The sequence below is a fragment of the Alphaproteobacteria bacterium genome (genome assembly GCA_040216735.1).
Lineage (GTDB): Bacteria > Pseudomonadota > Alphaproteobacteria > SHVP01 > SHVP01 > CALJDF01.
On record JAVJOO010000004.1, the window covers coordinates 332855 to 344752 of the forward strand.

Consider the following 11898-nt stretch of genomic DNA (forward strand, 5'->3'; position numbering starts at 1 on the left):
GGCGCACCACTGACCCGCCACCGGTCATCCGCATTTGCTCTGCGCAGGCGCATAGCGCGACACTGAAACGCATATCGCGGAAGAACATATCTCGAACATCGGCCAAGATCTCAGAACTTGGAGGTTGTCCGCATCGAGGTGGGGCGGGGGACGCCGCGCCGGTTTGACTGCTCGCGCGGGAAAGGGGCCGATTGCCATGGGCAGGAGCGTCCTTTTCTTGAACTATTTCGGTCGCGTGTTAGTCCTTCCGGTATCGCAAAATAGGGTCGGTAGGCCGAATCGATGACGACGACCAAAAGAAATGACCGGACAATCATCATCGGCGCGGGGCCGGTAGGATTGACGTGCGCCTATACACTCGCCCTGGCAGGTCTTCCGGTATTGGTGATCGAAAGCGAGGCCGACGTACCCACCGATATGCGGGCCTCGACCTGGCATCCCCCGACACTCGACTTCATGGACGACCTCGGCGTGGTGGACCATCTGTTGGCCAACGGCGCGGTCGCGCGGACATGGCAATGGCGCATCAAAGAGACCGGCGAGCGCGCCGTTTTCGATCTTGGAATCCTCGGCGGGGAGACCCGTCATCCCTACCGGCTTCAGTGCGAACAAGTCCACGCAGTTCGGTTTCTTGCCGAGAAGCTCAAGGTGCTCGATCCCACCGCTCTGCGCTTCGGTGCAACTGCCGTTGCCGTCGCGCAGGACGACGACTCTGTCAGCGTCACCCTTGACGCTAGCGGCGAACGCGAGGTCGTTCATGGGCGCTATCTCGTGGGCGCTGACGGCGCCCATAGCATTGTGCGCAAGACGCTCGGGTTGGGGTTTGGCGGCAAGACCTACGAGACAATGCTCATGGTTGCGACCATCGCCGACTTTCCCTTTGAGGATCACTACGAAGGTCTTTCTGGCGTCAATTATGTGTGGACCGATGAGGGGAGCTTCAGCCTGCTGCGGGTGCCGGGGAAGTGGCGTTCGGGCATTCGCCCGCGCCCTGGAGCTGCGCCCGAGGAGTCGCTTTCCGATTCGGCCATTCAGGCCCACTTCAACGCCATCGTGCCCCGCGCGGAACCCTACGCGATCGATTCGCGGGGCATGTACCGTGTCCACCAGCGGGTGACGACTCAGTTTAGCGTCGGCCGGATGGCATTGGCCGGCGATGCCGCGCACCTCAACAGCCCCAACGGGGGAATGGGGATGAATTGCGGCATCCACGACGCGGTCAATCTCGCTGACAAACTCAAGCGCCTCTGGCACGGGGACACGTCCGACCTTTTGGCACTCTACGACCGCCAACGCCGGCCGGTGGCGGCGACTTACGTGAACGACCAAGCCGACAAGAACCATCGCCGGATGCAAATCCGCGATCCAGACGAACGCCGCGCGATCCTATCCGACATGCAGGCGACGGTGGCCGACCCCGAACGGGCGCGGGCGTTTCTCCTGCGTTCGTCGATGATCGCAGGCATCCGCGAATCCGCCCAAATCGCGGGCTAGATCGACACTGAATTATCCGCTTGGCCTCTGCATAAGCTGCGGTGGCAGTCGGTTGGTGGGCAACCTCGAATGAGAACAAAAAGAAAACATTGACGATGAGAACAAAGCATGTACATTGTTGCGACCGCGCCGGGAAATCGGTCCTCCGTAGGACTAGGAAAGCCTAAGGCGCTGTGAAATAACAAGGAGTGTTCGATGTCGGACGTTGCATTACGGCTTGTGGGAAAGGACTCGATGGATAGGAAAAAGGCGCTTGAGGCGGCTCTCGGCCAAATCGAGCGGGCCTTCGGCAAGGGGTCCGTCATGAAACTCGGAACCGATCAGGTGATCGAGGTCGAAGGGATTTCCACCGGATCCATCGGGCTCGATATTGCACTGGGGATCGGTGGGTTGCCGAAGGGGCGGATTGTCGAGATTTTCGGCCCCGAGAGCTCCGGCAAGACGACGCTCGCATTGCATACCGCGGCCGAAGCCCAGCGCCTCGGCGGCGTTGCCGCCTTTGTCGACGCGGAACACGCGCTGGACCCGGCCTACGCCCGAAAGCTCGGCGTCGATGTCGAGGAACTGTTGATTTCCCAGCCCGATACCGGCGAGCAGGCGCTTGAGATTGCCGACACGTTGGTGCGTTCGGGCGCCATCGATGTATTGGTGATCGATTCGGTCGCGGCCCTGGTGCCGCGGGCGGAGCTCGAAGGCGAAATGGGCGATACCCATGTCGGCCTCCAGGCCCGGCTGATGAGCCAGGCCCTGCGCAAACTGACCGCCTCGATCGCGCGGTCCAACTGCATGGTCATCTTCATCAACCAAATCCGGATGAAGATCGGGGTCATGTTCGGCAATCCTGAGACCACATCGGGCGGCAACGCCCTCAAGTTTTACGCCTCGGTCCGCCTCGATATTCGCCGCATCGGTGCGATCAAAGACAAAGACGAGGTCGTCGGCTCGCAAACGCGGGTCAAGGTAGTCAAGAACAAGGTGGCGTCGCCCTTCAAGGTCGTAGAGTTCGACATCATGTACGGCGAAGGGATCTCGAAATCCGGCGAGTTGATCGACCTTGGCGTTAAAGCCGGCGTCGTCGACAAATCGGGATCGTGGTTTTCCTATCAGGACCAGCGGATCGGCCAAGGCCGCGAAAACGCCAAACAGTTCCTGCGGACGAACCCCGATATTGCTGCGACGATCGAAGCGGCTATCCGTAGCAATGCAGGTTTGGTGGTCAGCGACGAGATCGACCCGGAAACGGGTGAGGTCACCGACGCCGCGGATACCGCCCTGGAAGCCTGAAGCCTAAACCAATCTTCTTCCTCTCCACTTGACGCGCGGGCCACCGGCTCGCGCGTTTTTCTTTGGGTTGAGTGTGGTGCGCTCCATGGACTCGCCGCGCGGTCGAACTGGACGCGGCCACCCGACAGGGGCTAAAAGCTCCGGCTTTGACGTGGTAGAACAGAGAAAATCCAACGGGTTAGGGCCGCACCGACATGGCGCGGAGCGGGTAACGGCATGAGTGGCGTAAACGAGATTCGAACGGCCTTCCTCGACTACTTCGAGCGGCATGGCCATACGGTGGTGTCCTCCAGCGCGCTGGTCCCGCACAACGATCCGACGCTGCTCTTTACCAACGCCGGGATGGTGCAGTTCAAGAACCTGTTCACCGGTGCGGAAACGAGGCCCTATGCGCGCGCCGTCACCAGCCAAAAATGTGTGCGGGCCGGCGGCAAGCACAACGATCTCGATAACGTAGGGTACACCGCGCGCCACCATACGTTCTTCGAAATGCTGGGCAACTTCTCGTTTGGCGACTATTTCAAGGATCAGGCGATTGAGCTCGCGTGGAACTTAATCACGCGGGAATACGGCCTCGACGCCAAACGCCTTTTGGTCACGGTCTATCACGAGGATGATGACGCGGCCCAGCTCTGGAAAAAGATCGCCGGATTGTCCGATGACCGCATCATCCGCATTCCGACCGATGCGAACTATTGGCGGATGGGCGATACCGGGCCGTGTGGTCCATGCTCGGAGATATTTTTCGACCATGGCGAGGGTATTCCAGGCGGCCCTCCCGGCAGCCCGGACGAGGACGGCGATCGCTTTATTGAAATTTGGAATCTCGTGTTCATGCAGTTCGAAGAAATGGGTAACGGCGAAAAGGTCGCCCTGCCCAAGCCCTCGATCGATACCGGCATGGGGTTGGAGCGTCTTGCTGCGGTCCTCCAGGGCCAACACGACAATTACGACATCGACCTGATGCGCAATCTGATCCTGGCCTCGGCGGAGGTCAGCGGCGCCGATGTGGACGGACCCCATGCGGTATCGCACCGCGTTGTGGCCGATCACCTGCGCTCGGTCAGTTTCCTCATGGCGGACGGTGTGATGCCGTCGAACGAGGGACGCGGCTATGTGCTGCGGCGGATCATGCGCCGCGCGATGCGTCATGCCCACTTGATGGGGGTGCCTGATCCGCTGATGTGGCGGCTAGTCCCGGCATTGGTCCGCGAGATGGGACAACACTATCCCGAACTCCTCCGCGCCCAGGCCCTTATCACCGAGACGCTGAAACTGGAGGAGAGCCGCTTCCGGCGCACCCTGGAGCGCGGCTTACGTTTGCTCGAAGAAGAAGTGGCGGAGATTGCCGAGGGCACGCCGCTCTCGGGCGACGTGGCGTTCCGCCTCTACGATACCTACGGCTTTCCCCTCGACCTGACCCAAGATGCGCTGCGTGCCCAAGGGCGCGCCGTCGATGTTGCCGGGTTCAACAAAGCCATGGAAAAGCAGCGCGCCGATGCGCGGGCCGCCTGGGCGGGTTCCGGCGACCAGGCCACCGACAAGGTGTGGTTCGATATTCGCGAACGCGCCGGCGCGACTGAGTTTCTCGGGTATGGCACGGAAGTCGCCGAGGGCCGGGTGGAAGCGCTTCTCGTCGAAGCGGCCGAAGTCGATGCCGCGCACGACGGCAATGACATTGCCGTGGTGATGAATCAAACGCCCTTCTACGGCGAATCCGGCGGACAAGTCGGTGACACCGGTATTCTGATCGGCGCAAACGGGTTGGAGATTGCCGTCAGCAACACGCGCAAAATGGTGGGCGATCTCCATGTGCACGTCGGCCGGGTCCAGCGCGGGACCGTCAAGACCGGCGATGTGCTGGAAATGCGGGTCAATGCGGACCGCCGCATGGCGGTGCGGGCCAATCACTCCGCCACCCATTTGCTGCATGCGGCGCTTCGCAAAGTGCTGGGCGATCACGTCACCCAGAAAGGCTCGATGGTCGCCCCGGACCGGTTGCGGTTCGACATTAGCCATCCGAAGGCACTCTCGGACGAAGAAATCGTGCGCGTCGAGGCGCTCGTCAACGGCGAGGTGCGCGGGAACACGGCAGTCGAAACGGTCCTCGCGAGCCCGGAGGAAGCCGTCGAACACGGTGCCTTGGCGCTGTTCGGCGAAAAATACGGCGATGAAGTTCGGGTGGTGGCGATGGGCGGGGCCCGCGAGGACGGTCATCGCTATTCGGTCGAGTTATGCGGCGGTACCCACGTGGGCCGTACTGGCGATATCGGGTTCTTCAAGATCGTTTCAGAGGGCGCGGTCGCGGCGGGCGTTCGCCGCATTGAGGCGGTAACAGGGGGCGGTGCACTCGCCTATGTTCAAGAACAGGAACAGGCCATCCGTGAAGCCGCCGCTCTCGTTAAAGTATCGCCGGCCGAGCTCGGTAAACGGTTGGCCGGGTTGATCGAGGACCGCAAGCGGCTCGAACGCGAACTCTCCGACACCCGGCGCGCGATGGCGTCGGGTGGCGCCCAAAGCAGCGCGGAGGTTCGTACGGTGAATGGGATCAAGTTCGCGGGGCAGGCATTGGATGGGGTTCCCGCGAAGGAGCTTCGCGGCATGGCCGATGATGCAAAAAAATCGCTCGGATCGGGCGTCGTTGCGATTGCGACTGCGTCGGACGGCAAGGCGGCGCTGGTCGTCGGCGTGACCGAGGATCTTCTCTCCCGGTTCAGTGCCGTGGACTTGGTTCAGGCCGGCGCGGCCGCGCTCGGTGGGAAGGGCGGCGGCGGTCGGCCCGATATGGCCCAGGCCGGCGGCCCCGACGGGGCGCGTTTGACCGAGGCGCTCGCAGCGGTCGAACAGGCGATCGCGAGTGCCGGGTGACGGTAGGGTCATGACCGACCGCAGCGATAGGACATTCAAACAAAACACCTATCGCATTCTTGAATCGGGTCACGCCGATGATCTGATCAGCCGCGTTTTCGACTGGACCATGATGGCGCTCATCTTGGTCAACGTCACGACGGTGACCCTCGGGACGGTGGCCGAAATCGACGCACGCTGGGGGGACGTGTTCTGGTGGATTGAAATCGTCACCGTGGTCACCTTTACAGCCGAGTTCGTGGGTCGCCTTTGGGTGGCCGACCTACACCTTCCGCTCCGCCGATTCGGCCCGGTCGGGGCGCGCATACGTTACCTCGTCAGCCCATTTGCCCTTATCGACATCTTCGCGATCGCGCCGTTCTATCTGACCCTCTTCATGAACGGGACGGACCTGCGGATACTCCTGGTCTTCCGATTGATGCGGCTCTTGAAGCTCGCCCGCTACTCGCCCGCGTTGGCATCTCTAGGGCGCGTCTTGTACGAGGAACGCCGCGCCCTGGGCGCCGCGATCTTCGTGATGATGGTTCTGTTGATGATCGCCGCGACTGCGATGTATCACGCCGAGCGCCTAGTCCAACCCGAAGCGTTCGGCAGTATCCCCGACGCCATGTGGTGGGCGATCGCCACGCTCACGACCGTCGGCTACGGTGATGTCATTCCACTAACGCCTCTGGGTCGTTTCATCGGTGGCGTGGTGATGATCATCGGAATAGGAACTTTCGCTATTCCGATCGGCATCATCGCGTCGGGGTTTTCGAGCGAGATCCACCGGCGGGATTTTGTTGTCAGTTGGGGTATGGTGGCGCGCGTGCCGCTGTTCTCCCAGCTCGCCCCTCAAAACGTTTCGCGGATTTCTAGCTTGCTGCGGGCGCGCTTGGTTCCTTCTGGGACGATCATTGCCCGTCGCGGAGAGGAAGCGCACGACATGTTCTTTATTACGTCGGGTGAGGTCGAACTCGAGATAGGAGCCGACCCGATCGTCTTGGCAGAAGGGGATTTTTTCGGCGAGGTCGCCCTGCTCAAACGCACGACGCGCAACGCGACTGTCCGGGCGCTTACCCAAGTCAGCTTACTCGTGTTGAACGCGGACGACTTCCATACCCTGATGGAGCAAGACCCAGAACTGAGCGAACAAATCACCCAAGTCGCCGAGGAGCGTTTTGCTTGGCAGGTCGATCACGAACATGACGAATTGGGCGAGGCCGCCGAGAAACGGCGGCCTCGGTAGAGGGTCGAAGCGGCTATTGCATCGCCTTTTGCAGCCCCTCGTCCAACTTGTCGAGAAACTGATTGGTGGTCATCCATTTTTGATCGGGGCCGACCAGAACAGCTAGGTCTTTGGTCATGTGACCGGCTTCGACTGCGCCGACGCAAACCTGCTCCAAGGTGAGGGCGAACGTGTTGAGCGCATCGTTGTCGTCGAGCTTGGCGCGGTGCATGAGGCCGCGGGTCCAGGCGAAAATGGATGCGATCGGGTTGGTTGAGGTTTCCTCGCCTTTCTGATGCATCCGGTAATGGCGGGTCACCGTGCCGTGAGCCGCCTCGGCCTCGACCGTGCCGCCATCAGGGGTCATCAACACCGACGTCATCAGGCCAAGCGAACCGAACCCCTGGGCCACGGTGTCGGACTGAACGTCGCCATCGTAGTTTTTGCACGCCCAAACGAACTTGCCGCTCCATTTCAGGGCGGAGGCGACCATGTCGTCGATCAACCGGTGTTCATAGGTGATTCCGGCCGCATCGAACTTCTTCTTGAACTCGCTTTGATAGATTTCTTCGAACAGGTCTTTGAAGCGCCCGTCATAGGCTTTGAGAATGGTGTTCTTCGTGGACAAATAAACCGGCCACTTGCGTGCCAAACCATAGTTCAGCGATGCCCGCGCGAAGCCGCGAATGGACTCGTCTAGGTTGTACATGGCCATCGCAATGCCGCCGCCCGGAAAGTCGAAAACGTCATGTTCGATCGGCGCGCTGCCGTCTTCGGGTTCGAACCGGATCGACAGTTTGCCTTTTCCGGGTACCACAAAGTCCGTCGCCCGATATTGATCGCCGAATGCGTGGCGGCCGATCACGATGGGGTCGGTCCAGCCCGGAACCAGCCGCGGCACGTTGGTGCAAATGATGGGTTCGCGAAACACCGTGCCGCCCAGAATGTTGCGGATCGTTCCATTTGGGGAACGCCACATTTTCTTGAGTCCGAATTCCTCCACCCGGGCCTCGTCCGGCGTGATCGTGGCGCATTTTACCCCGACCCCGTATTTCTTGATGGCTTCGGCCGAGTCAATCGTGATCTGGTCGTCCGTCTCGTCCCGCGCCTCGATGCCGAGATCGTAATATTTAAGGTCGATATCCAGGTAGGGCAGGATCAGCTTGTCCTTGATGAAGTGCCAGATGATCCGCGTCATCTCGTCGCCGTCGAGCTCGACGACCGGATTGTCGACTTTGATCTTCGCCATAGGACGGAGTTTCCTTCTTTTAGGCTTTATGGGGTCGCCTGAGGGGATCGGAGCGTGCGCACAATACCACTGGCAAGCCGCGGTTCAACCCCGGAGAGGGGCCGTTTTCAGCGCCTAAAGACGATCGATGGAAGACCGAAGGTGAGATTCCGGCATCGCTTCGATGGTCGGCAAAAGGTCGTCGACCGATGGGACCGTCGTGAAAAGATCGCGGGCGTGGGGCGCGGCAAAGCCTGTCTCGCAAATGTGATTCACCAGATGCAACAGTGGCTGCCAAAATCCGGCAACGTCGACGAGGACGATCGGTTTGTCGTGGAGTCCGAGTTGCCGCCACGTGATCATTTCGAAGGTCTCGTCTAATGTGCCCAATCCGCCCGGAAGAACGGCGAAGGCGTCCGCAAGTCGAAACATCATTTCCTTGCGGACATGCATGTTCTCGACGATATGCAGCTTTGTGACGGTTTGGTGGCCGACCTCGGCTTCTTCAAGGTGCCGCGGGATGACCCCGATCGCCTCGCCGCCGGCGGCCATCACGGCATCCGCAATCAGCCCCATCAGGCCGACCCGACCGCCCCCGAACACCAAGGTAATGCGCCGCGCGGCGAGGATTTCACCGAGACGCACCGCGGCATCCTTGTAGGTTTGATCGACGCGGATGCTCGACGCGCAATAGACGCACAGTGAGGTAACGTTGGCCATACTACTCGGAAGACTCCTCGTCGTTGTCATGACGCTCTGGGCGGTTGTGCCGTCCCATGCAGGCAGCGCCGATGTTCTGGAAGTTCGGGTCGCTCAGGTGGGCCCCGGACTATACCGGTTCGATGTGACCGTACGCCATCCGGATACCGGTTGGGACCATTATGCCGACAAATGGGAAGTCGTGGCGCTCGATGGGCGCGTATTGGCCACCCGCACACTTCTCCACCCCCATGTCGATGAACAACCGTTCACGCGGTCGCTAGGCGGCGTTAGGCTGCCGGATACGGTCGGACGAGTGACGATCCGCGCGCACGACAATGTCGATGGATTCGGGCGCGTTGCCCAAACCGTCGAAATCCCGCCGCGCGGGGAATAACGGCTTCGGTAGCGTGTTTACCAGTTGCGACGCATATTTTTGGACGGGGAGATCTCTCAATGAATGGACGTTTTGGTAAGTTTGTAGCGGCGGCCTTGCTGGTTGCCGGGGTCGTGGCCGGGTCGGCCCAGGCCCAGGAACGCATGGTCGAAGGCGATATGGCCGCCGAGGCGATGAAATACCGGGTTAACGTGATGCGGGCGATCGGGGCGCATATGGGTGCGGTCGGGGCGATCTTGCAGGGCAAGGTCGAGAACAAGGACGATATCGCGGCCCATGGCGCATCGCTCGCCGGGCTGAGCGCCATGTTGGACGACCTGTTTCCGAAAGGGTCGGAAGCTGGCTCGAAACTTAAACCTGAGTTCTTCGCCGATGGCGACAAGCCCATGGCGATGATCAAGGCGCTTCAGGATGCCTCGCAGAAGGTTGCCGCCGCCGCCGCTGCCGGCGACATGGCCGGCGTCGGGCAAAACATGGGAGCAATGGGAGCGCAGTGTGGGGCGTGCCATAAGGCCTATCGCCTGCCGCAATCCTAAGACGGGAGGACCGTTGAATCGGATCGACGGGGCCGCGGCGACGCGGCCCCTTCGTTCGTTGCTGTACGCTGCGGCGGTCTTGTTCGCGGCTGCGATTGGGCCGGCGCATGGCCAGGACGCCGAGCGCGGGGCCTACATCGCCAAGGCCGCGGGGTGTGTTTCCTGCCATACCCACTACAAGGCTGACGGTGCCGCCTACGCCGGGGGCAGGCCCCTTGCCACGCCGTTCGGGACCTTCTATTCGCCCAATATCACGCCAGATCTCGAAACCGGGATCGGGGGATGGAGCGACGCGGATTTCGTTCGGGCGTTGCGCGATGGCGTCGGTCCCAAGGGGCAACACTATTTCCCGGTGTTTCCCTATACTTCTTACACCCGGCTGACCGACTCGGACATGCTGGACCTCAAGGCCTATCTGTTTTCGTTGGAACCGGTTCGGGCGGTCGCGCCCGCGCACGACGTCCCGTTTCCGTTCAATGTCCGGATCGGCCAATTCTTTTGGAAGCAACTGTTCTTGGACCGCGGACCCGAGGAACCCGATCCGGCGCAATCGGCGGCATGGAACCGCGGGCGCTATCTGGTCCGAGCGGCCGCTCACTGCGGCGAATGCCACACGCCGCGCAATGTTCTTGGCGGTCTCCGCGACAGCATGGATATGGCCGGCACCCTCGATGGTCCCGAAGGCGCACGGGCTCCCAACATTACGCCCGATCACGCCACCGGCATCGGCACCTGGTCGACCGGCGACATCGTGAATCTGCTCAAAACGACGTTCAAGCCGGACTTCGACAACGTCCAGGGGACGATGGAGGAAGCCATCGAACACGGGTTGAAAGACCTATCCGACGATGACCTCAACGCTATCGCCATTTACCTGCGGTCGGTGCCGGCGGTTGTCAACGACGTCCCGCGCCGCTAGGTCGCCGGTTTAGTAGGGGCCTTCGCTCTCGGCCCTAGGTGTAGTAGGGTAGGGCTGCCACAGCTCACCATGGGAGCACGGCGTGTGCTGAAATTCATCGTTCCTGCCGTCATCATTGCGCTCGCGATTGCGGGGGCGCTGGTGTTCTTGCCCGAACCGGAGATTGCCGACCGCAGCGCGCCGGCGACGACGGAATCGATCGGCGAAAAGCCGGATGCCGGCCCGTCCGCTCGGGAAAAAGACGCCACCGCATCGACTCGACAGGCACCGCCAACGTCGCCCGCAACCACGGACAGCGCCACGGCAACGCAGCCGGTCCCGTCGACACAGCCGTCCAACGGGCTGCAAGCGCCCAAGGTCGTGCCGACGTTCGATGTCGTGCGGGTCACCCGCGACGGTAGCGCCGTCATCGCCGGCCGGGCGGAACCCGGGGCCACCGTAACGGTGTTCGATCAAGGAATGCCCCTGGGCACGGTGACCGCCGATCCGCAGGGGGCATGGGTGCTGATCCCGCAGCGCCAACTCGATGCCGGCGCGCGCGAATTGTCTATTGTCGCGACCCGAGAGGGGGGCGAGTCCGTCGATTCCGAGCAGGTTGTTGTCCTTGCCGTTCCAGAACGCGACGAGGGCGGCCTGACGCCCGGACAGCCCCTTGCGATCCTGACGCCGCGCGGCGGTGAAGGCGGAAGCCGGGTCCTCCAAGGCCCTGGTTCAACGCCGCCGGAGTCGACAAAAAAGGGCGGCGTGAGCATCGATGTCGTCGACTACGATGCGAAAGGAAACGTTGTGATCTCTGGGCGTGGGCAACCCGATACCGAAGTGCGCGCCTATGCCGACGGGCGTCTAGTTGGGGTGTCGCGTGCCGATCCCGGCGGTGACTGGGTGTTGCTGCCCGAGGACTCGCTCAAACCGGGCGACTACGAACTGCGTGTCGATCAGGTCGAATCCGGCGGCAAGGTGGTTGCGCGGGCGGCGACGCCGTTCACTCGTGCAGAACCTTCTCGGATTATCGTCCGCGAGGGGCAGGTCATCGTTCAGCCCGGGAACTCGCTGTGGCGTATTGCGCGTGTCGCCTATGGCAGCGGCCCCCGATTCACGGTCATTTATGCGGCCAACCAAGAGCAAATTCGCGATCCAAACCTGATCTTCCCCGGTCAGGTATTCGAGATTCCCAAAACGAACTGACCTTCCATCTAGCGCCTACGGTGGCGGTCCCCACGTAGTCTCAATGTCCGCCCCGGTGGCGGACGAAATCGAACAATGGGT

At 61.7% G+C, this 11898-nt stretch carries 10 protein-coding genes; 8 read left to right on the forward strand and 2 right to left on the reverse strand.

Translation table 11 applies throughout. The features are described from left to right. Positions 1-282 precede the first annotated feature (282 nt). The 4 genes from RID42_12020 to RID42_12035 all read left to right on the forward strand — a co-directional run bounded on the left by RID42_12020 (position 283) and on the right by RID42_12035 (position 6874). On the forward strand, positions 283-1494 hold the full coding sequence (locus RID42_12020) for an NAD(P)/FAD-dependent oxidoreductase (GenBank protein ID MEQ8248395.1): 1212 nt from the start codon (positions 283-285) through the stop codon (positions 1492-1494). Between the two features lie 195 nt (positions 1495-1689). After that, positions 1690-2778 carry a recombinase RecA gene (gene recA / locus RID42_12025; GenBank protein MEQ8248396.1) on the forward strand — a complete coding sequence of 363 codons (1089 nt, stop codon included), beginning with the start codon at positions 1690-1692 and terminating at the stop codon, positions 2776-2778. A 216-nt stretch (positions 2779-2994) separates the two neighbouring features. Further along, positions 2995-5646: an alanine--tRNA ligase gene (alaS, locus tag RID42_12030; protein MEQ8248397.1), complete on the forward strand. Its 2652-nt coding sequence runs from the start codon at positions 2995-2997 to the stop codon at positions 5644-5646. Positions 5647-5656: 10 nt separating this feature from the next. Next, positions 5657-6874 carry a cyclic nucleotide-gated ion channel gene (locus RID42_12035; GenBank protein ID MEQ8248398.1) on the forward strand — a complete coding sequence of 406 codons (1218 nt, stop codon included), beginning with the start codon at positions 5657-5659 and terminating at the stop codon, positions 6872-6874. Between the two features lie 13 nt (positions 6875-6887). Here RID42_12035 and RID42_12040 read toward each other — a convergent pair whose 3' ends face one another. Together RID42_12040 and RID42_12045 are read right to left on the reverse strand one after the other, a co-directional pair. Then, positions 6888-8102, reverse strand: a complete 1215-nt coding sequence (locus tag RID42_12040) for an NADP-dependent isocitrate dehydrogenase (protein MEQ8248399.1) — start codon at positions 8100-8102, stop codon at positions 6888-6890. Between the two features lie 114 nt (positions 8103-8216). Then, the gene (locus tag RID42_12045) at positions 8217-8801 is read right to left on the reverse strand and encodes a TIGR00730 family Rossman fold protein (protein ID MEQ8248400.1); all 585 of its coding nucleotides are present in this window, start codon (positions 8799-8801) and stop codon (positions 8217-8219) included. Here RID42_12045 and RID42_12050 point away from each other — a divergent pair. From RID42_12050 to RID42_12065, 4 genes are all read left to right on the forward strand, one after another. Then, positions 8794-9177 carry a hypothetical protein gene (locus RID42_12050; GenBank protein ID MEQ8248401.1) on the forward strand — a complete coding sequence of 128 codons (384 nt, stop codon included), beginning with the start codon at positions 8794-8796 and terminating at the stop codon, positions 9175-9177. The genes RID42_12045 and RID42_12050 overlap by 8 nt on opposite strands. 59 nt (positions 9178-9236) lie before the next feature. Further along, positions 9237-9713: a cytochrome c gene (locus tag RID42_12055; protein MEQ8248402.1), complete on the forward strand. Its 477-nt coding sequence runs from the start codon at positions 9237-9239 to the stop codon at positions 9711-9713. 13 nt (positions 9714-9726) lie between these two features. Continuing rightward, the gene (locus RID42_12060; GenBank protein MEQ8248403.1) at positions 9727-10632 is read left to right on the forward strand and encodes a cytochrome c; all 906 of its coding nucleotides are present in this window, start codon (positions 9727-9729) and stop codon (positions 10630-10632) included. 84 nt (positions 10633-10716) lie between these two features. Beyond that, a complete protein-coding gene (locus RID42_12065) occupies positions 10717-11817 on the forward strand; it encodes an Ig-like domain-containing protein (protein MEQ8248404.1) in 1101 nt (366 codons plus the stop codon). Positions 11818-11898 lie beyond the last annotated feature (81 nt).

Coding starts and splice junctions, on each gene's coding strand:
- RID42_12020 (MEQ8248395.1), top strand. CDS start 283: ATGACGACGACCAAAAGAAATGACCGGACAATCATCATCGGCGCGGGG.
- recA (MEQ8248396.1), top strand. CDS start 1,690: ATGTCGGACGTTGCATTACGGCTTGTGGGAAAGGACTCGATGGATAGG.
- alaS (MEQ8248397.1), top strand. CDS start 2,995: ATGAGTGGCGTAAACGAGATTCGAACGGCCTTCCTCGACTACTTCGAG.
- RID42_12035 (MEQ8248398.1), top strand. CDS start 5,657: ATGACCGACCGCAGCGATAGGACATTCAAACAAAACACCTATCGCATT.
- RID42_12040 (MEQ8248399.1), bottom strand. CDS start 8,102: ATGGCGAAGATCAAAGTCGACAATCCGGTCGTCGAGCTCGACGGCGAC.
- RID42_12045 (MEQ8248400.1), bottom strand. CDS start 8,801: ATGGCCAACGTTACCTCACTGTGCGTCTATTGCGCGTCGAGCATCCGC.
- RID42_12055 (MEQ8248402.1), top strand. CDS start 9,237: ATGAATGGACGTTTTGGTAAGTTTGTAGCGGCGGCCTTGCTGGTTGCC.